Origin of the sequence: uncultured Cloacibacillus sp., assembly GCF_963926575.1 — a bacterium.
In the GTDB taxonomy this organism is placed as follows: Bacteria; Synergistota; Synergistia; order Synergistales; family Synergistaceae; genus Caccocola; species Caccocola faecigallinarum.
The window spans coordinates 15,147-34,122 of the sequence record NZ_CAWUXW010000005.1; the positions used below are offsets into that span (position 1 = coordinate 15,147).

At 63.1% G+C, this 18,976-nt stretch carries 23 protein-coding genes; 12 read left to right on the top strand and 11 right to left on the bottom strand.

Annotation, left to right across the window (positions count from 1 at the left end):
- Nucleotides 1-327: 327 nt before the first annotated feature.
- The 7 genes from ABGT66_RS11270 (at nt 328) to ABGT66_RS11300 (ending at nt 5,824) form a co-directional block, all read left to right on the top strand.
- A complete protein-coding gene (locus ABGT66_RS11270) occupies nt 328-900 on the top strand; it encodes a 2-oxoacid:acceptor oxidoreductase family protein (RefSeq protein ID WP_294193694.1) in 573 nt (190 codons plus the stop codon).
- Nucleotides 897-1,241, top strand: coding sequence for a 4Fe-4S dicluster-binding protein (locus ABGT66_RS11275; RefSeq protein WP_294193693.1), 345 nt, complete (start codon nt 897-899; stop codon nt 1,239-1,241). Before ABGT66_RS11270 ends, ABGT66_RS11275 begins: the two co-directional genes overlap by 4 nt.
- Nucleotides 1,231-2,427 carry a pyruvate ferredoxin oxidoreductase gene (gene porA, locus ABGT66_RS11280; RefSeq protein ID WP_346690726.1) on the top strand — a complete coding sequence of 399 codons (1,197 nt, stop codon included), beginning with the start codon at nt 1,231-1,233 and terminating at the stop codon, nt 2,425-2,427. Before ABGT66_RS11275 ends, porA begins: the two co-directional genes overlap by 11 nt.
- The gene (locus ABGT66_RS11285; RefSeq protein ID WP_346690727.1) at nt 2,414-3,349 is read left to right on the top strand and encodes a thiamine pyrophosphate-dependent enzyme; all 936 of its coding nucleotides are present in this window, start codon (nt 2,414-2,416) and stop codon (nt 3,347-3,349) included. Before porA ends, ABGT66_RS11285 begins: the two co-directional genes overlap by 14 nt.
- 129 nt (nt 3,350-3,478) lie before the next feature.
- Nucleotides 3,479-4,117, top strand: a complete 639-nt coding sequence (locus ABGT66_RS11290; RefSeq protein WP_346690728.1) for a sugar O-acetyltransferase — start codon at nt 3,479-3,481, stop codon at nt 4,115-4,117.
- 87 nt (nt 4,118-4,204) lie between these two features.
- Nucleotides 4,205-4,594, top strand: coding sequence for a hypothetical protein (locus ABGT66_RS11295; RefSeq protein ID WP_300263252.1), 390 nt, complete (start codon nt 4,205-4,207; stop codon nt 4,592-4,594).
- A 69-nt stretch (nt 4,595-4,663) separates the two neighbouring features.
- On the top strand, nt 4,664-5,824 hold the full coding sequence (locus tag ABGT66_RS11300; protein WP_346690730.1) for a YgeY family selenium metabolism-linked hydrolase: 1,161 nt from the start codon (nt 4,664-4,666) through the stop codon (nt 5,822-5,824).
- A 60-nt stretch (nt 5,825-5,884) separates the two neighbouring features.
- Here the strand turns inward: ABGT66_RS11300 and ABGT66_RS11305 are convergent, their stop codons facing one another.
- Nucleotides 5,885-6,289: a DUF3842 family protein gene (locus ABGT66_RS11305; protein ID WP_346690731.1), complete on the bottom strand. Its 405-nt coding sequence runs from the start codon at nt 6,287-6,289 to the stop codon at nt 5,885-5,887.
- Nucleotides 6,290-6,372: 83 nt separating this feature from the next.
- On the opposite strand from ABGT66_RS11305, the gene ABGT66_RS11310 reads away from it, so the two are divergent.
- The gene (locus tag ABGT66_RS11310; protein WP_300263243.1) at nt 6,373-6,642 is read left to right on the top strand and encodes a helix-hairpin-helix domain-containing protein; all 270 of its coding nucleotides are present in this window, start codon (nt 6,373-6,375) and stop codon (nt 6,640-6,642) included.
- A gap of 11 nt (nt 6,643-6,653) precedes the next feature.
- On the opposite strand, the gene ABGT66_RS11315 is transcribed toward ABGT66_RS11310, so the two are convergent.
- From ABGT66_RS11315 to ABGT66_RS11325, 3 genes are read right to left on the bottom strand one after another with little or no spacing between them, the layout of a single operon-like run.
- Nucleotides 6,654-7,058 (bottom strand): hypothetical protein, encoded by a 405-nt coding sequence (locus tag ABGT66_RS11315; RefSeq protein ID WP_346690734.1) that lies wholly within the window; start codon nt 7,056-7,058, stop codon nt 6,654-6,656.
- A gap of 22 nt (nt 7,059-7,080) precedes the next feature.
- On the bottom strand, nt 7,081-7,530 hold the full coding sequence (locus tag ABGT66_RS11320; protein ID WP_346690736.1) for a GNAT family N-acetyltransferase: 450 nt from the start codon (nt 7,528-7,530) through the stop codon (nt 7,081-7,083).
- Nucleotide 7,531: 1 nt separating this feature from the next.
- On the bottom strand, nt 7,532-8,698 hold the full coding sequence (locus ABGT66_RS11325) for a metallophosphoesterase (protein WP_346690738.1): 1,167 nt from the start codon (nt 8,696-8,698) through the stop codon (nt 7,532-7,534).
- A gap of 93 nt (nt 8,699-8,791) precedes the next feature.
- Here ABGT66_RS11325 and ABGT66_RS11330 point away from each other — a divergent pair, with 93 nt between their 5' ends.
- Nucleotides 8,792-10,441 (top strand): bifunctional UDP-sugar hydrolase/5'-nucleotidase, encoded by a 1,650-nt coding sequence (locus tag ABGT66_RS11330; protein WP_346690740.1) that lies wholly within the window; start codon nt 8,792-8,794, stop codon nt 10,439-10,441.
- 90 nt (nt 10,442-10,531) lie between these two features.
- On the opposite strand, the gene ABGT66_RS11335 is transcribed toward ABGT66_RS11330, so the two are convergent.
- The 4 genes from ABGT66_RS11335 to ABGT66_RS11350 all read right to left on the bottom strand — a co-directional run bounded on the left by ABGT66_RS11335 (nt 10,532) and on the right by ABGT66_RS11350 (nt 14,568).
- Entirely contained in the window at nt 10,532-11,443 is a 912-nt protein-coding gene (locus tag ABGT66_RS11335) for an ROK family protein (RefSeq protein ID WP_346690741.1), read from the bottom strand.
- Complete coding sequence (locus tag ABGT66_RS11340; protein ID WP_346690743.1) at nt 11,444-12,334, bottom strand: M55 family metallopeptidase; 891 nt, start codon at nt 12,332-12,334, stop codon at nt 11,444-11,446.
- A 32-nt stretch (nt 12,335-12,366) separates the two neighbouring features.
- Nucleotides 12,367-13,461: a redox-regulated ATPase YchF gene (gene ychF / locus ABGT66_RS11345; protein WP_294193681.1), complete on the bottom strand. Its 1,095-nt coding sequence runs from the start codon at nt 13,459-13,461 to the stop codon at nt 12,367-12,369.
- Between the two features lie 81 nt (nt 13,462-13,542).
- On the bottom strand, nt 13,543-14,568 hold the full coding sequence (locus tag ABGT66_RS11350) for a BMP family ABC transporter substrate-binding protein (RefSeq protein WP_346690744.1): 1,026 nt from the start codon (nt 14,566-14,568) through the stop codon (nt 13,543-13,545).
- A 188-nt stretch (nt 14,569-14,756) separates the two neighbouring features.
- Here ABGT66_RS11350 and ABGT66_RS11355 point away from each other — a divergent pair, with 188 nt between their 5' ends.
- Genes ABGT66_RS11355 through ABGT66_RS11365 form a run of 3 tightly spaced genes read left to right on the top strand, consistent with a single transcriptional unit; the run spans nt 14,757 to nt 16,183 of the window.
- Entirely contained in the window at nt 14,757-15,626 is an 870-nt protein-coding gene (locus tag ABGT66_RS11355) for a M23 family metallopeptidase (protein ID WP_346690746.1), read from the top strand.
- 45 nt (nt 15,627-15,671) lie between these two features.
- A complete protein-coding gene (locus ABGT66_RS11360) occupies nt 15,672-15,920 on the top strand; it encodes a type II toxin-antitoxin system Phd/YefM family antitoxin (RefSeq protein ID WP_346690747.1) in 249 nt (82 codons plus the stop codon).
- Nucleotides 15,920-16,183, top strand: a complete 264-nt coding sequence (locus tag ABGT66_RS11365; protein WP_346691140.1) for a Txe/YoeB family addiction module toxin — start codon at nt 15,920-15,922, stop codon at nt 16,181-16,183. The genes ABGT66_RS11360 and ABGT66_RS11365 overlap by 1 nt, the downstream gene beginning before the upstream one ends.
- A gap of 71 nt (nt 16,184-16,254) precedes the next feature.
- Here the strand turns inward: ABGT66_RS11365 and ABGT66_RS11370 are convergent, their stop codons facing one another.
- Genes ABGT66_RS11370 through ABGT66_RS11380 form a run of 3 tightly spaced genes read right to left on the bottom strand, consistent with a single transcriptional unit; the run spans nt 16,255 to nt 18,912 of the window.
- Nucleotides 16,255-16,722, bottom strand: a complete 468-nt coding sequence (locus ABGT66_RS11370; RefSeq protein ID WP_294193677.1) for a DUF340 domain-containing protein — start codon at nt 16,720-16,722, stop codon at nt 16,255-16,257.
- Complete coding sequence (locus ABGT66_RS11375) at nt 16,722-17,558, bottom strand: DUF3100 domain-containing protein (RefSeq protein ID WP_346690748.1); 837 nt, start codon at nt 17,556-17,558, stop codon at nt 16,722-16,724. Before ABGT66_RS11375 ends, ABGT66_RS11370 begins: the two co-directional genes overlap by 1 nt.
- 40 nt (nt 17,559-17,598) lie before the next feature.
- A complete protein-coding gene (locus ABGT66_RS11380) occupies nt 17,599-18,912 on the bottom strand; it encodes an amidohydrolase (RefSeq protein ID WP_346690750.1) in 1,314 nt (437 codons plus the stop codon).
- Nucleotides 18,913-18,976 lie beyond the last annotated feature (64 nt).

Sequence of the window (18,976 nt, forward strand, 5' to 3'; positions counted from 1 at the left end):
CGTGATTTTCTAAGCGTTCGCGTGCTTCCGCAAAATATTGCAAAGCACTATGAGTTCTTTAAGCGTTAAAAAATAATTTCCGTAACATTTGACAGCCGCGGCGGTCGATGATAAGATGCCACCATCTTGCGGGAACGGAGGAAACGTTATGTTAAGAAGCATCACCAACAATAACATAATAATTATAATTATTAACGCGGCTCCTTCTCGTAGGAACGGCGTTTAGCGCCGTTTGAGCAGACGAGTAAGGGGCCCTTTCAAGACGAAAGGGCCCCTTTTTTAGTGCAAAAATTTTTTACCACGGATTTATGCAAGGAGGAACCACAGATGAACAAGACACTTGAAGTAAGATGGCACGGACGCGGCGGACAGGGAGCGAAGAGCGCTTCCGCTATACTCGCCGAGGTCCTTTTCGAGGAAGGCAAGCATGTCCAGGCTTTCCCGGAATACGGCGCGGAGCGCCAGGGTGCGCCGATACGCGCCTACAACAGAGTCTCGGATTCCCCGATACGCCGCCGCTGCAGCGTGCAGAACCCCAATATAGTCGTCGTCGTAGACCCGACGATGGTCGAGAGCGCCAACCCGACCGAGGGCACGACGGAGGACGCCGTATATCTCGTCAACAGCGCGGAGAACGCTAAGGAGCTCCGCCGCCGCCTCGGCGTTTCGTCGAAGGCGAAGGTGCTCGTCGTCGACGCGACGAAGATCACGCTCGAAGAGCTCGGACAGAACCGCCCGAACGCCCCTCTGCTCGGCGCGCTCTCGCACGTCTTCACCGACGTTCCCGTCGAGTCCTTCGTCAACCACTTCACGAGCAAGATGACGAAGCTTCCGCAGCCGGTGCTCGAGGCCAACCGCCGCGCGATACTGCGCGGACGCAGCGAGGCGGTCTTCGCATGAGTAAACCGCAATGCTGGCAGGAGGTGCCGATGGCCACGATAGCCTTCGGGGCCTCCGCTCTGAAAGTACAGACGGGGCTCTGGCGTTCGATGCGCCCCGTCATCGACGCGAAGAAATGCGTCTCGTGCCTCCGCTGCTGGCTTCAGTGCCCGGACGACTCGATAGAGCTCGACGCGGATAACAAAGTAACGGGAATCAATCTTTTCTTCTGCAAGGGCTGCGCCCTCTGCGAGCGCCTCTGCCCGACGAAAGCCATAACGATGCATTCTGAATCCTCGTTCGCCGACGGCGACGCAGTTTCGGGAGAACACCCCGGGGAGGTCGGCGCGCATGTCAAATAAGAAAAAAGTCATGACCTCGGGCAACCTCGCCTTCGCGGAGGCGATGCGCCAGATCAATCCCGACGTCGTCGCGGCATACCCCATCACGCCCTCCACGGAGATACCGATGCGCTTCGCGGACTTCGTCGCGAACGGCAAGGTCGACTCGGAGTACGTCGCGGTCGAAAGCGAACACTCCGCGATATCGGCCTGCGTCGGCGCTTCCATTTCCGGAGCGCGCGTCATGACCGCCTCGTCGGCGAACGGCGTCGCGCTGATGCACGAAATTTTCCCGATAGCGGCCTCGTTCCGCGCGCCGATAGTTTTCGGACTCGTCAACCGCTCGCTCGGCGCGCCGGTCAACATCCACTGCGACCACTCCGACAGTATGCCGGAACGCGACTCGGGCTGGGTGCAGATATACTGCGAGGACGCGCAGGAGGTCTACGACTCCGTGCTGCTCGCCGTGCGCCTCGCCGAGGACCCGCGCGTGCTGACGCCGGTCTTCGTCTGCCAGGACGGATTCATCACGAGCCACTGCTACGAGCCGGTCGAGCTGCTCGACGACGAGACGGTGCGCAGCTTCGTCGGCGAGCGCAAAGCGGCCTATCCGCTGCTCGACGTCGACAACCCCGTATCCTACGGCTCGTTCACGATGGCTGAATATTATTTTGAGATAAAGCGCAATCAGATGGAGGGGATGAACAACGTCCTCCCCGTCTACGAAGAGCTCGCGGCCGAGCTCGCGAAGGAGACCGGGCGCAACTACGCGCCGGTCGAGGATTACCGCGCGGACGACGCCGATTACGTCATCGTCATAATGTCCTCGGCGGCGGGCGTAGTCAAGGACGTCGTCGACGAGCTGCGCGACGAGGGCGTTAAGGCAGGAATGCTGCGCGTGCGCTTCTTCCGTCCGTTCCCGGCGGAGGAGTTCAAACGCCTCGCGCGCGGCAAAAAGGGCGTCGCGGTGCTCGACCGCAGCGCGAGCATAGGCGGCACGGCCCCGCTCGCCGCGGAGATAAAGAGCGTACTCTACGACCTCGAGGAGCGCGTGCCGGTGCAGGAATACATCTTCGGCCTCGGCGGACGCGACTTCTTCGCGGCGGACGCGCGCGCCGTATTCGAGCGCATGATGAAGAACGACTACCGCGCGGGCGCGCGCTTCATAGGACTTCTCGAAAGGGGCGGCGAAGATGTGCGCGATTAACATAAAGGAACTTACGAAAAAACCGAGCCCGCTCACGCAGGGCCACCGCATGTGCCCGGGCTGCGGCGCGCCGACTGCGATACGCCAGTCGCTCATGGCGGTCGACTATCCCGTCGTCGTAGTCGCGGCGACCGGCTGCATGGAGGTCTCGACGACGGTCTATCCCTACAGCGCGTGGCGCATGCCCTTCATGCACATAGCCTTCGAGAACGCCGGGGCCGGCATCTCCGGCATCGAGGCGGCCTACAAGGTTCTGCGCCGCAAGGGCAAGGTCGGCAAAGATATAAAATTCGTAGCCTTCGGCGGCGACGGCGGCACCTACGACATCGGCCTCCAGTCGCTCTCCGGCGCGCTCGAGCGCGGACACGACTTCACATACATCTGCTACAACAACCAGGGCTACATGAACACCGGCGCGCAGCGCTCCAGCGCGACGCCGCAGAGCGCGAACGCGACAACCTCGCCCGCGGGCAAGGTGATGCCCGGAAAGCTCCAGCGCGCGAAGGACCTGACGGAAATCGTCGCCGCGCACGAAATTCCCTACGTCGCACAGACGACGCTGCACAACCCGCTCGACCTCATAACGAAGGTCAAGCGCGCCGTCGAGACGCCGGGCCCCGCCTTCGTCAACGTGCTCGTGCCCTGCCCGCTCTTCTGGAAGATAGACCCGTCGCACCAGACGGAGATATGCCAGATGGCGGCGGACAGCAAATTCTGGCCCGTCTACGAAGTAGTCAACGGCGAGTACAGCCTCTCCTACGAACCGAAGAAGAACGTCACGATAGAAGACTTCCTGCGCGCGCAGGGACGCTACGCCCACCTCTTCAAAAAAGGCGCGGAGCGCCCCGACCTCGTCGAGGAGGCGCAGCGCGACGCCGACGCAAGCTGGGCGAAGCTGCTCAGAAAGTGCGGACGCGCCTAAAGCTCACGAAAAAATCCCAAAACGCCGGAGCGGAGAAAAATTCCCCGCGCCGGCGTTTTTCTTTGCGCGCCGCCGCGCGTATAATCTTCCGTGCGCGCACGCGCGAAACGCAATAAAGGAGAGAGACGCATGACGAACACAGAACGCCGCGACGCGGGGCTGCCATATATAGCCGACGAAGAGGTCTACGCGCAGTACCGCCGCTGCCGCGCGCTGCTCGACAGGCTCAACCGCGCGCCCTTCGACGACCTCGAGCTGCACAAGGCGCTCGCCGCCGAGCTTCTCGGCAAATCGGAGAACGCGACGATAAACCCGCCCTTCTACTGCGACTACGGCTTCAACATACACGCGGGAAAAAACCTCTACATCAACTACAACTGCACTATACTCGACGTCTGCCGCGTCACGGTAGGCGACAACTGCCTCATGGCGCCGCACGCCGCAATCTACACCGCGGGCCATCCTCTGCACCCCGCCGCGCGCGCCGCGGGCTGGGAGTACGGCGCGCCCGTCACTATAGGAAACCACGTCTGGATAGGCGGCGGCGCGATGATACTGCCCGGCGTCACGGTCGGCGACTGCTGCGTGATAGCCGCGGGCAGCGTAGTCGCGCGCGACCTTCCCGCCTGGTCGCTCGCCGCAGGCAACCCGTGCCGCGTGATAAGGAAAATCACCGAGGACGACCTAGCATTCTATTTCAAGGACAGGCGTTTCTCGGACGAAGAGCTCGAAGAGATAACGCGCGCACGCGCCGGCCTCGGCCTGTAAAACATTTCCGCGGGACGGTTCTTCTCTCGCCGTTTTTGTTTTATACTATTAACAGGCAAAAGCAATAACCTTTCGGAGGTGTTTTTCATGCAGGAAAAAGTTTGGGCCGTAGTATGTCAGGACGCGGACGGCGTACAGTCCGTGCTGGTGTTCGACCATGAGTCCGACGCGCGCCACTTCGCGCACGAGATGGAGGCCGGAGGCAAGGGTACGCACGCGGTCTTCGCGACGAGCGTACACCGCCGCCACGAGAAGGAAGCGGCGCTCGCCCACATCGAGCTGCCGGAGTTCAGCACGAAGTGCATAGAGTGCCTCGTGGACATTCCTTCGATTCCCGACGAGGAGAAGGAAGCCGCCGCCAAGTACCTCGAAGAGCACCGCGGCGAAATTCAGAAAAACGCCGAAGAGATCGTCGACGGATACATCAGGAACGCGCTGACCGAATTCTTCGACGACGACCGCGTGATTCACGGATAGAGCAGTTTTCAGCGGACGCGCCCCCGCGGCGCGTCCTTTTTTATAACTTTACGCAGGGAGGGCCGGTTTATGGCGCTGGCGGACACTTTTGAGAAAGATGTAATCGAATTCACGCGCGAGCTCGTGCGCATACGCAGCTACTCGGACGAGGAGGGCGGCGTAGCGCAAGCGGTCGTCGCAAAAATGAAGGAGCTCGGCTACGACGAGGCCTTCATCGACGGCACGGGCAACGCGGTCGGATTCATCGGGAACGGCGAAAAGCTCATCCATTTCGACTCGCACATGGACAACGTCGAGGTAAACGACGCGGACGAGTGGATTCTTCCGCCCTTCGCCGCCGAGATAAAGGACGGGCGCATCTACGGGCGCGGCTCCGTCGATATGAAGGGCGGCCTCGCGGCTTCGATATACGGCGCGGCGCTCGCGCGCGAACGCGGGCTGACGGAGGGCAAACGCATATGCGTCAGCGGAAGCGTCTGCGAGGAGTACTGCGACGGCGAGAACATCAAGATGATGTACAAGGAGCTCAGCCTGCGCCCCGACTTCGTCGTGATATGCGAGCCGTCCGACGACGTGATAACGCTCGGCCACAAGGGCAAGGCGCAGATGCGCATAGTCACGCACGGCCTTTCGGCGCACGGCTCCGCGCCCGAGAAGGGCGTCAACGCCGTCTACGAGATGGCGGAAATTATAGAGCGCGTCGAAGCGCTGAACAAAAAGCTCACAGACGAGGGTGACCCGCACGGCACAATAGTGCTATCGAACATCAGCTGCGTCACCGCGTCGCTCAACGCCGTGCCGAGCGAGTGCGAGATATACCTCGACCGCCGCCTCGTCCTCGGCGAAACGGAGGAGAAGGTGCGCGCAGAGATGGATTCTCTCGTCGCGGGCAAGCGCGCGACGTGGGAGACCGGCACTCTGCGCCGCACGAGCTGGACCGGCGTGCCGCTCGTCTACGAGCCGCTGCACATGGCGTGGAAGATAGAGGACGGCGCGCCGCTCAAGCGCGCCGCCGACGAAGCGTACCGCGACGCCTTCGGCGAAGCGCCCGCGCGCTACGACTTCTGGGACTTCGGCACAAACGCCGTCACCCCCGTCAGCATGGGCATCCCGACGATAGGCTTCGGCCCCGGCGAGTACAAGCTCGCCCACATGCGCGACGAGAACTGCGAAACGTCGAAGATAGCGAAAGCCGCAGAGTTCTACGCGGCGATCATCGGACGGCTGTAAAATTCAGACGGAACGTACAGATTGCGGGACCGGCGCGCCTTTCGCGGGCGTGCCGGACTTTTACACGAGCTTCCTTAATTCCTCGACGACGCTTGCGACCATGCGCGTTATCGTGAGGTCGGGGACTCCGGCTACGATGTTGCCGCAGCAGTTGACTGGGATGAGGATGCGCGCGGCGGCGCTCTGCCCTACCGCCGCGGCCATCGCGGGCGTGATTTCGCCGAGCAGCGAATCGGCTATGACGATGGCGACGGGGCCGATTATCACGTCGGCGCTGCGGCAGCAGACCTTGACGGAGTTCTCTCCGGTCGCGGCGCGGTTCGCCCCGGCCTTGAGCATCGCGGCGGCAGCGGTGCTGTTCGTGCCGACCGCGGTGACGTCGGCCTCGGGGAAGGCGGCCTTGACCGCCTGCACGACCTGGCGGCCTATGCCGCCGCCCTGTCCGTCTATTACGAGAATTTTCATGAAAGCTTCACCTCTTGTAAAATTTTGCCGCTTCGCCGATACTTTTGCCGTGAGGCACAATTCGCAGCGAAGGAGTGAGCGCGATGACTACGAGCCTGCGCGAGATCCCGGGCATAGGCGAGCGGATGGAGACGCATTTCCGCAATATCGGCGTGAGCTGCGTCGAGGAGCTCGTCGGGCGCAGTCCGGAGGAGCTTTTCGAGCTTAACTGCAAATTCAAGGGCTTCCGCGACGACCCGTGCGCGCTCTACGTTTTCCGTCTCGCCGTATATTACGCTGAGAATCCTGTGCGCGACCCCGCGAAGCTCAAATGGTGGTACTGGAAGGATAAAAAGTACCCGCCCGAAAGCTGAGCGCCGCGCGGCTAATATTCGGCATGGTACGGGAACGGAAGGAGCTCCTTTGCGCGCACCTTGCAGGGGCCGCTTTCGTCCTCGACTATCACCCAACAGTCGGGCATGTAGTCGCCGAGTATCTGGCGGCAGTTGCCGCAGGGCGGCATTATTTCGCCGCGCTCGCCGCCGCGCACCGCGACAATGCAGTCGAACTCCCGCGCGCCGTCCATGACCGCCGCGCCTATCGCGACCGGCTCGGCGCAGGTTCCGTGTATCGAGTAGACGTTGACGCCGCGGTATATTTTCCCGTCCGCGGCCCGCAGCGCGCAGCCGACGGTGTGGCGGTATTCCTCTCCGTCGTAGCAGGGCGCTATCGCGCCGCGCGCGATTTCTATAAGTTCGCGGTCTTTCGGCTCAAGCGCGCGTTTTTCCATGAATGGTGCGCTCCTTTCATATTTATAGTTTCTTCTTCAAATATATCATGTCGCGCAGAAGCACGCCGCCGTCGATTATCGGGCGGCTGTAGTTTTTCGTGAAGAAGCCGCGCTCGCGGCGGAATACCGAATATCCGCAGCTTTCGTAAAATCCGAGCGTCTGCGGCGTTTCGCCCGTGCCGAGTATCAGCTCGGAGAAGCCGCGCCCGCGGCAATGCCGTTCGATGAATTCCATCATCGCGCGCCCGTGCCCGCGCCGCTGACGCTCCGGCGCGACGGAGATGTTTTTGAGCTCCGCCGTGCCGCCGCCCTCGTCCGTTACGACGGCGGCGCAGAGCGCAGTTTCGCCCTCGCGCATGACGAAGAGTTCACCGCGCGGAAGGTAGCGCATGATCATCGATTCTTCCTCGTCGCCCACGAGCAGCAGAGGGATGTATTTTTCCTTATCCTCCGAGATTTTTACGATTTCCATATCATTCGCCGTCGCGCCGCAGCGTCAGCACGGTCAGCTCCGAGGGCACGCCGATGCGCGTGAGGAAGCCGTTCCATATCCCGGTGCCGGGCGAGACGAAGAGCTTCATGCCGTCGACATCGTACCAGCCGTTTACGAAGCCGCCGTTGTATTTCGCAATCACGCGCGCGAGCCCCCGGACCATGCCGCCGTGCGTGTGGCCCGAGAGCTGGAGGTCAGCGCCCGCCGCGGCGTTCGCGCGCGCGTTCCCCGGGCGGTGGTCCATCACTATGACGAACGCGCCCTCGGGCGCTCCTTCGATAGCCCTGCGCTCGTCAGGCACTCCGCCGCCGTAACGCGCGGAATAGCCGTCGGGCAGCCCGGCGACGGCGAGCGCGGCGTCCCCGCGGCGGATTATCCTGTGCTCATTGAAAAGTATGTCGACGCCCAATTCTTCGAGCCGCGCAGTCCATTCGCGCCAGCCGAAATAATATTCGTGGTTGCCGAGCACGCCGAAAACTCCGTCGCGCGCGCGCAGCCCCGCGAGCGGCTCCACGTCGCCGCGGCGCGCCTCGACCGTGCCGTCGATGAAGTCGCCCGTCATCAGTATCATGTCCGGCTCGAGCTCGGCGATGCGGCGGACGAGCTCCGCCGTCCACGGCGCTTTGCGCGAGGCGCTTATGTGCAGGTCGCTGAGGTGGATTATCCGATAGCCGTCAAACTCCGGCGGAAGCTCCGCAAACGCCGCTTCTCGCTCGACTATGCGCGGCTGACGCTGCGCCTCGTAAACGCCGTAAACTCCGACCGCGAGCGACAGAGCGAGCATCAGAGCCGCCGTCGCAGGCGATATGCCCGACGACGAGAAGACGCCGTAATACATACCGCTGCCCGTGCGCCAAGCGTCCGCGGCGCGCGCTATGCTCCGCAGCACGAGCAACAGGTCTCGGCAGAGCGTGAGCGCAAAGAGCACGGCGAGCGCGACGAAGGCGGCGGTGTAGCCCTCGATGACGAGCTTCGGCAGCTCGGGCGAGAAGAAGTGTCCGCCTATGTGGGTGAAGAACTGCTGCTTGAAGGCCGCCGCGACTATGAACACCGAGAGCGCCGCCTTCGCGGGCCACGCGGCGCGAAGCGGCAGGACGAAGCGCAGAACTGTGTAAATCACCAAAACGAATGCAACTATCCTAAACATGAGGTCAAGTATAGATGTTGGAGCCGCTCCAGGTCAACAGCGCGCCGCTCTGATAAAATAGCCTCGGAACGTACAAAGAAAGGACTGACTGCGTTGAAGGCGAAATTCCTGAAAAAGCTGCTCGCGGCGCTGCTGCTCGCGCTGCTCGCCGCGCTTCCGGCGGCTGCCGCGGAAAAGCGGTTCCACATACTTATGATAAACGACCCGCACAGCTACATTCTGCCCTACCGCGAGGCTGTGACGGAGGCGGACGGGCGGCAGTCCGTCGCTTACACGGGCGGCATGGCGCGCGCTCTCGAGCTGGTGCGCGCGGAGCGCGCGAAAATCGAGGCCGAGTCCGGCGCGCCTGTGTTCCTCTTTGAAGCGGGCGACGTGATGCTCGGCCTCAAGGGCGCGCTGACGGCGGGCGAGGCGGAGTACGGCGCGCTCGCGCTGCTCGGCTTCGACGCGGGCGTGCTCGGCAACCACGACTTCGACGGCGGCGTTAAGACGCTCGCGAAGCTCGGGCCGAAGCTGAAATTCCCCGTCCTCGCCTCGAACATAGAATTTGAGGACAAGCAGGCCGTCGGGCGGTATTTCGCGAAGAGCGCGATAATCGAGCGCGGCGGCGTGAAGCTCGGAGTATTCGGCCTCGTGACGCCGGAGCTCAAATCTGTGGTGAGCTTCCCCGAGGGCTTCGGCGTCGACGCGGAGCTCGCCGCCGTCGCGGAACGGTACGTCCGCGAGCTGCGCGCGGCTGGCGCGGACGCAGTCGTCGCGATAAACCACATCGGCCTGCCGCTCGACAAAAAGCTCGCCGCCGAAGCGCGCGGCATCGACGTGATAGTGGGCGGACACACACACGACGCTGTGGAGGAAAAGATAATCATAGACAACGGCACGAACTCGACGCTCGTCGGGCAGGCGGGCCTCGACGGGCGGTACGCGGGGCGCTTCGACGTGACGGTGGACGATTGCGGCCTCGTCGCGGAAAAGTCGTCGTGGACGCTGCTGCGCGTGACGCCCGAGACGCACGGCGTGCCGGAGGCCGAGGCCATGGGCCGCGCGGCGCAGCGCGAAATCGCGGCGGCGCTGAAAATCAGCAACCCTATCATGGGGCTGACGCGCGCCGTGGACTGCACGCGGACGGCGGCGCGCACGCGCGAGAACGAGTTCGGCAACCTCGCGGCGGAGGCTTTCAGATATTCCGCGAACGCGAGGATAGGCTTCATCAACGGCGGCTCGCTGCGCATCGGCCGCGTCGTCCCGCCGGGGCCTTTCTCGTCGACGGACATGCTCGACCTCATCCCCTACGGCGACAAGCTCCGCCGCCTGCTGATGACCGGCGCGCAGATACGCGAGCAGCTTGAAATTTCGGCCTCGTCGCTCGTCGCGCCCGGCGAGGAGTACGATTACGCGCGGCGCACGCATTCGGGCGAGTTCCTGCACGTTGCGGGGCTTCGCTTCGAGATAGACCTTGACGGCGAGGCCGCGGAGGTCATGAACCGCCGCATGACGCGCGCCGGAAGCCGCGTGCGGAACGTAACCGTCGAAAGCGCGCGCGGCTGGGAGCCGCTCGACGACGAAGCGGTCTATTCCGTTGCGGCGTCGGCCTTCCTCTGCCGCGAGTTCGGCTGCATAAGGAACGAAGAGACGCCGCACAGCGTGATAGAGGCCTTCGACGCCTACTGCGGCGAGGCGCTCGGACGGCGCTTCGAGCCGAAGCTCGACGGCAGGATAAAGATAACGGGCGGCGGAAAATAGCGGCGGCCGCCGTACAGACGAAAGGGGCAAAACGCACAGAGCGCGGGACAAATTCAGTCTCCGCGCTCCGTTTTTTATACGGTGGAAAAATTACAGCGACTCTCTGAAGAGCGACGCCGCGCCTATGACGGCGGCCTCGCCGCTTAGACTCGAGGTTTTCAGCGTGAAATAGGGGCGGAAGGGCTCGGGCAGGTATTTTTGCGCGCGCGCGGCGAGCTCCTCCGCGAGCCCGTCCGCGCGGCTCATCCCGCCGCTCAGTATCACGGCTTCGGGGTCGAGCGTCACCGTTACCGAGGCTATGCCGCGCGCAAGAGCTTCGAGCGCGGGCGAGATTATCGCCTCGGCTTCGGGCGCGGCGCGCATCTGCCAGAGCGATTTGAAATCCGCGGGAAGCCCCGAGGCCTTCGCGCGCCGTTCAAGCCAGTCGGCGGAGGCCGCCTCTTCGAGGTGTCCCGCGCCGCCGCAGCCGCAGCCGGTCAGCTCCGCGCCGCAGAGCGCCATGTGGCCGCACTCCGCCGCCATGCCGTGAGCGCCGCGCACGAGCCGCCCGCCCGAGACTATGCCCGCGCCGACCCCCGTGCCGAGCGTCAGCACGACGTAGTCCTCCATACCGGCGGCTTCGCCCGCCATGCCCTCGCCGAGCGCCGCGCAGTTCGCGTCGTTCTCAATCGCGGCCTTCGCGCGAATGCCTCGTTCCGCAAGACGGCGCTCGACCGCCGCGCCGAGCGCGAGGCCGTCGCAGTTTTCGTAATTCGTGAGCCGCGCGACGGTTTTGCGGTCTTTCGCGACGAAGCCGGGCAGCCCCATGCCGGCGAAGCATTCTTCACCGCTTTCGGCGAAGCGCATGACGAGCGCCGCTGCGGCTTCGACGAGCGGTTCCGCCGCGCGCGGCGACGGAGCCGCAACGGTTTCCGCGCGCAGCAGCTTCGCGGGGCTTCGCGAAAAATCTACGACGCCCGCAGTGATAGTATGTCCGCCTACGTCGAGGCCGATTCGTTTCATTTAATAATTCTCCTGCGCAGCGCGCGCGATGTCCGCCGCCGTGCAGATGAAGCGCCGCAGCTCGAACACTTCTTCGCATTCGAAGCGCAGCGTGCGCCCCGCCATGCGCTGCGCGCCCGGGACGAGCGCCGCCGCGTCCGTCTGGAGCGTGTTCATGAAGGTGATTTCGAGCGAATAGGGCCCTTCGAGCGTAAAGGGGCGCAGCTCCCCGCGCAGCGCCGCTTCGGCGGCATCCTTCGCCGCAGCGTAAATTTCGGGCTCCGTCTCCTCGGGCGTGCGGCAGAGCGCCGCTCCGCGCCCGAGCCCCTCCTTTACGGAGCAGAGGCGGAGCCGCGGCCCGAGCAGGCTGCGCGCCTCGGCGCAGAGGGCGTCGTCGCCCGAGACGAACGCCACGGGAACGCCGAGCGCGCCGCAGAACAGCGCGTTGACGCCCGTCTCGCCCATCTTCACGCCGTTGACCGCGAGGCCGTATATCGTGCGCGAATCGAAGGTGTGGTCGAGCACGGCCTTCTCCGTCCCCGCCATCGCGTGGTATCCGACGAAAAACGCCGCCGCGCAGCCCGCCGCGCCCTCGACCATGCCGAGCACCTTCGGCGAACCGCTCGCGAGCGAGACGTGCTTTCCGAACTCCGCTATATCGAGGTTCGTCATCGAGCCGTGCGCGTCGCATATCACCACGCGCTCCGCGCCCGCGTCGAGAGCGCCGCGCACCGCGGCGCGCATGTCCCCGGCCTGCCGCGCGCGTCCGAAAGCGTATTCCGCGCGCGCCGCGCGCACCTGCGCCGGGCTGACGACGCCAGTCGAGCCCTCCATGTCGGAGCTTATAAAAATTTTCAGGGCAAGCGCCTCCGTTTCATTAAAAATATAAAAAAATCCGCGCCGCCTTCCCATGGGGACGAAGCGGCGCGGACTGCGTGCAGATTTTAGACGTTGAAGCGAATCTCTATCATGTCCCCGTCTTTGACGATGTACTCCTTGCCCTCGAGGCGCAGCACTCCGGCCTTGCGGCATTCGTCGAACGAATGCGCGTGCGCCATGTAGTCGTCGAAGGCGACGACCTGCGCGCGTATGAAGCCGCGCGCGAGGTCCGAGTGTATCGTACCCGCCGCGTCGACGGCGTTCTCTCCCTTGTGCAGCGTCCAGGCGCGCACCTCGTCCGGGCCGCAGGTGAAGAAGCTTATCAGGCCGAGCACGCGGTAGGCCTCCTCGATGAGGCGCTCGCGCCCCGGCTCCGTGATGTTGAGCCCCTCGGTGAACTCCTTCGCCTCCTCGGGCTCGAGGTCCATGATGTCCATTTCAAGGCTTCCGTAGAGCGTGCAGAGCTTCGCCCCGCGCTCCTCGGCGCGCTTCTTGAGTTCGTCCCACTTCGGAATCTTCGTCTCCTCGTTCTGGCTCTCGTCGAGGTTGAGCAGGATTATCTGCGGCTTCGAGGTGACGAAGGCGAATCCGCGCAGCTGGCGCGTCTCTTCGGGCTTCAGCTCGATGCTCGAAAGCGGCTTCTCCTCCATGAGGCAGTCGTAGCATTTTTCGAGCAGCGCCTTTTCCTTGTCCTCGTCGGGCGTCAGCTTCTTCTTCGCGCGCAGCTTGGAAAGGCGGTTGTCGATGACGCCGAGGTCGCGGAAGATCAGCTCGTTGTCCACGATGTCCCAGTCGCGCACCGGGTCGATGCTCCCCTCGGGATGCTCGACGGCGGAGTTCGCGAAGCAGCGAATGACGTGTATCAGCGCGTCCGCGTCTGCGACGAACGAAAGGAAGGCGTTGCCGAGCCCCTCGCCCTTTCCGGCCCCGCGCGAAAGCCCCGCGAGGTCGACGAATTCAACCTGCGCCGGCGTCTCCTTGCGCGGCGCGTGAATCTCCACCAGCGCGTCGAAGCGCTTGTCCGGCACCGGCACGACGGCCTTGTTCGGGTCCGTCTTGCCTCCCGCGTAGGGCTTGACCTCCGCCCCGGCCCTTGTGATTACGTTGAAGACTGTGCTCTTGCCGCTCAAAGGCAGTCCGATAATTCCGCAATGCAGCATCTATATCAGCTCCAAAATATTTTTTATTTCCGACATGAGTTTACTACAGAGCCGTCCGCGCGGCAAATGCGCGCCGCGGCGCTAATCCGCCGTTATTCCGCCGTAGCTCTGCCCGTTTATTACGATGAGCCCGTCTTTGATTTTTTCGGCTATTTCGTCGATGTCTTCGCGGACGTCGACGGGGATGTTCATCTTAGCCTCGCGCGTCCAGGTCGATATATCCATGCAGCCCTCGGCGAGGCCTATCGAGAAGCTGTCCTTCGGCAGGCTGCCGCTCATGTAGCTCTCGACGACCTTCGTGACGACGAGGCCGCTTCTTTTTACGACGCTCGCGAGGACCGCGTTCGGGAACTCGGCCTCTAGCTCGCTGTCCACGCCGATGCACCAATAGCCGCCGCGTTCGGCGTAGCGTATCGCGCCCATCGAGGCGGGGCCCGCGGCGCAGAATATCACGTCCGCGCCCTTCGCGCTGAGCTTGGCCGCCGCGGCTTCAACGCGCGAGCCGTCCACAAAGCTGCCCGTGTATTCGCAGAGCACCTCGACTTCGGGCGAGGCGTACCACGAGCCGGCCTTATAGCCGAGGTGGAAGCGCTGCGCCGGCGGCACCTTCTCGCCGAGGATTATGCCGACGACCAGCTCGTCGTTTATACGCTCGATGCCGCTCTGCCGCGTCATCATCGCGGCGAGCGCCCCGGCCAGGAAGCCGCCCTCCTCCTCGCGGAATATTATATTGGTGACGCCCTTTATATCGCGGCTGTCGAAGACTATGTACGAGCATTCGGGGAAGTCCTTCTTCATTTCCTTGAGCGCGGGGATGTAGAGCGCCGAGGTGATTATCACGAGGTCGGAATCGGACGACGCGCTGCGCAGCAGCGGCGCGAGTATGTTGTCGTCGCCGTATGAGTTGTAGACCTTCGTCTGTATCTTCCTGCCGTAACGCTCGCGCGCCTTCTCGAGGCCGCTGTAGCAGAGCCCGTTGAAGCTGTTCGGCAGAGCCTTCGGGTCCGCCCCTTCGAGCATGAGCGCGACGCGCTCCGCAGCGCCGCAGCTTCCGGCGCAGAACATAACGATAAACATCGAAACAAAAACGCAGAATATCCTCTTCATCCAACCGCCCTCTCCGTCGCGTGATTTCGGCGCGCGCCGCCGCGCCGTCCGCTCGTTCGCTTAATGTTACAATTATATAATATTTCCGCTCTCGGCCTCAAATGCGCGCGGGAATGTATAACGCGCGGGTTTGACAGCGGCGCGCGCGCTTACTATCATTATCGGAGCTCGTATCGGAGGCGCTTGTCATGATAAAACTTATAAAACGCTGCGCGGCCGCGGCTGCGCTTATAACCCTGCTCACGGGAGGCGCGAGCGCGGACGTGACTGTGAAGGCCCCCTCGGAGGTCAAGACCGGGCGGCCGTTCCTCGTGCGCGTCGAGGCGCGCGGAGAGAAGCTCTCGTCCGTAAAGGTTTCGTGGCTCGGCCGCGAAGCGCCGCTCGCCGCTGGCGCCGACGGCGTCTACTCGGCGCTGCTCGGCAGCGACGTTCAGGGGACGGAGCCCGGAGAGGCGGAGCTCGCCGTAGTCTTCCGCTCGGACGGCGGAGCGGAGGAGCGCGTCGCGCACAGGGTGAAGCTTCTGCCGCACAGCTACCCCGCCGAAAAGCTGACCGTCGCGCCGTCGAAGGCCGCGCCGCCGCAGAAGGAGGCCGAGCGCATAAAGTGCGAGGCGGAGCTCGGGCGCGCGGCGCTCATGAGCACGCGCGCCGGACACGCGCCGTCGCTGCCGCTGACGCGCCCGGTGCCGGGCATATTCACGTCGCACTACGGCAAGAGCCGCTGGTTCAACGGCAAATTCAGCGGACGCCACGGCGGCGCGGACATGCGCGCGAAGACGGGCACGCCCGTCAAGGCCGCGGCTGACGGCGTCGTGACGCTCGCGGCGGATTTTTATTTCGCGGGCCGCTGCGTCTACATAGACCACGGCGCGGGCTTCACCACCTTCTACTGCCATCTTTCCGAAATCCGCGTCAAGGCCGGCGACGAGGTGAAGGCCGGGCAGACCATAGCGCTCTCCGGCAGCAGCGGCCGCGTGACCGGCCCGCACCTCCATTTCAGCACCGCATGGCGCGGCATATTCTTCGACCCCGAGCCGCTGCTGGCGAAGCCGCAATGACGAATCAATAAATGTACGCTATAATGTACATGCGAGGTGATTGTCATGTTCACTACGAACGCCACGGCGCTGCGCCGGAACCTCTTCGGCATCCTTGAGCAGACGATAAAGTACAACGAGCCGGTCAGCGTCAGCACCAAAGAAGGCAACGCGGTCATCCTCAGCGAGGACGATTACAACAGCATAATGGAGACGCTGTACCTGACCTCCATTCCAGGTATGCGCGAGAAGATAATCGACGGCCTCGCCACGCCGCCGGAGGAATGCATCACCGAGGACCAGGTCTCCTGGTGATGTACGAAATCATCTACACGAAGAAGGCCGCGGCGGACATTCCCAAACTCAAGGCGGCGAAGCTCGACGGCAAGGCGAAGGCTCTGATTGAGCTGATAAAGCAGAATCCCTATCAGACTCCGCCGCGTTACGAAAGGCTCAAAGGCGACCTAGAGGGCGCTCTTTCGCGCCGCAACAACATACAGCACAGGCTCGTCTATCAAGTTCTGGAAGAGATAATGACAGTCAAAATCATCAGCATGTGGTCGCACTACGACTTCTAATACGAAAAAGGCCGCCCATTCTCGGGCGGCCTTAAGTTTTACAGGCTTTTCGTAAAAAATCGTCCGCGGCGCTAGTTCATCATGCGCAGCACGATTTCCGCGATTATCGCGGAGCCGATGAAGGTTCCGACGAAGACGAAGAGGCCGACGACGACTATCTTCCAGCCCTGCGACTTGAGCGCGTCGATGTCCTTGCCGACCGCGAGGCCCGCGTAGGCGAGTATCGGCGTGCAGAGGCCGATGAAGCTGATCTTCGAGACGTAGGCCGTGAGCATCTCCGAGCCGGGGAATCCGGGGATCGTGACTATGCAGCCGAGCGTGACTATATAGGCGACCGCGGGGAGGCCCTTCCACGGGATGAAGTGCGCGACCGCGACTCCGCCGACGATTATCGCAAGCAGCACGAGCAGGCCGGGGATGGACTCGACGAAGGCCGCGGCGGCGGCTCCGCTCGCGTAACCCTTAGCGCCGACCCAGTTGCCGACGAGTATCTGAAGGCCGCAGATCATGAGGAAAACTGCCATCTGACGGTAATTCATTACTTGTTTCCTCCTTCCTGCGCTCCGGCTTTCGTCGGGACGCTCGGGGCGTCCTTGACGCCCATCTTGCGCACGAGCCAGTTGGCGAGCGGGAGGCTCATAAAGACGCACATGTAGACGCCGTCGAGGCCGGAGAACATATTGCTCGCGGCCGCGAGAGCCGTCAGCTCGTCCTTAATGTCGGGGTACATCTCGACGAGCGGGGCGAGCGCCGCGGTCATCATGCCCGCGCTTCCCGTACCGGTCGCCATAGCAAGCGCCTGCGGGCTGAAGAAGGGCATCGTCGAGGCGACGAAGGAGCTCAGCAGGCTGCAGAATATCGCGCCGAAGACCGTACCGGTGACGTAGACGCCCATGACGCCGCGCCCCTCGGGCGTGTCGAGGCCGTACTTTTCGCCGATGATGGCGATGTTAGGCTCGCGCGCGTTCGAGAAGGCCGCGCCGACCGCCTCGCGCTTGAGGCCGAGAAGCACCGCTATAGGCACGCCGAAGAAGACCGTCCCGATATTTCCGAATTCCTGAAGAATAAGCGCCGGGCCGGACTCGACGACCTTCCAGAAGCTCGGGCCGACAAGCGTGCCGTAGCGCGCCATAAGGAAGAAGAAAGTCACGCCGACGAGAGATGAAGCCTCGAACATATCGCTGCGCTTGAGGATCTTCAGCTTCGGTATGCCGCAGAGCGCGCCGAGCGCGAACGAGTAGAGCAGTGGCACCAGCACGAGAAGGCCGGGGCCGAGCTTGAAGCTCTTCGGCCCGATGAGTTCGGCGATAACCGTAAGCACCAGCGCGAGGACGTGGAGCTTCCAGTTGCGTATCGCCTTGTCGACAATATCCATGGCAGAAACGCCTCCTTAAAATGAATAAAGAATTTTTCTATTACTCAGAGAAGAACCTGCTGTCCATCGCAGCGAGATATTCTTCCTTCGTATAGACCGGTTTGAAATTCGCGAGCACCTCTTTGGCCTCTTTCGCGCCATCGTAGAGCAGATCGACGAGCGTCATAAGCATGACCTTCGCGGGGTCGAGCACCGCCGCCTCGAAATCCTCCGCGCAGAACTCCTTCGAGTGCAGCGCGCCGACCGTGCCGCCGCCAGAGGGCTGGATAGAGGGCATCAGGTGCGCGATGTCGCCGAGGTCGGTCGACGCCGCGAAATAGGTGTGGCGCTCGACATGCTCGGGTCCGACGAGCGCGTCCGCGTTGTCGGCGAAAATCCTGTTGAGATCCTTGCTCGCGTTGAGCGGCAGATAGCCCGCGATGCTGCGGACGTGGCACTTCGCGCCTAGCGCCTCGCCGCCCGCCTTGAAGGCGCGGACGACCTTCATGAAGGTTTCGTCTATCTTCTCTATGTTGCCCGAGCGGACGTAGCCTTCGAGGCGCACGTCGTCCGGTACGCTGTTGACCGAATCTCCGCCCTTCGTGATGATGTAGTGGACGCGGATGTGATCCTCGTCGCGGAAGGTCTCGCGCAGTGCGTTGACGGCGTTGATGCCGGCGACCGCGGCGTAAAGCGCGTTCACTCCGAGATGCGGAGCCGCCGCCGCGTGCGCCTGCTTGCCCTCGTAGCGCAGCATGAAGATGCGGAAGCCGTTGCCGCCGTCCGGGACGGTGAAGCCGCGCCCCGGCGCGTTGTCGCCCGCGTGGACCATCATGCTCATATCTATATCGTCGAATACGCCGAGACGCACGAACTCCTGCTTGCCGCCGTAGTAAACGAGTTCGCCCTTGTCGCGCATTTCGGTGCGGCGTCCGACTTCGATGAACTCCTCCGCCGGAAGGCCGAGGAAGGCTACGGAGCCGGCGAGCTCCTTCATGAGCCCCGTCTTTTTGAGCGCCGCCGCCATCGCGTAGACGGCGGATATCTGGAGGTTGTGCCCGCATGCGTGCGACGCGCCGGTGTCCGCTGCGGCGAGCGGGTGCTGGCGGCAGACGATGCCGTCCAGCTCGCCTATTACGGCTACCTTCGGCCCTTCCGCGCCGCCCGCCATATCGGCGCGCAGTCCCGTGCGCGCGAGTCCGCGCTTAACGTCGAGGCCGAGCCCTTCAAGCGCCTCCGCAAGCTTGTCAGAGGTGCGCGTCTCGAAAAATCCCAGCTCCGCATGTCCGGCGATGTCGTCCGCGAAAGCCTTGGTCTCTTCCTTGACGGAATCGACGGCTTCGCACAGCAGTCTTTTCACTTCGTTCTTTTCCATAAGCATAGCTCCTTGCATAAAGTCTTTACAAAATACCTTTCGATTATACAATATCCGCCTGCAA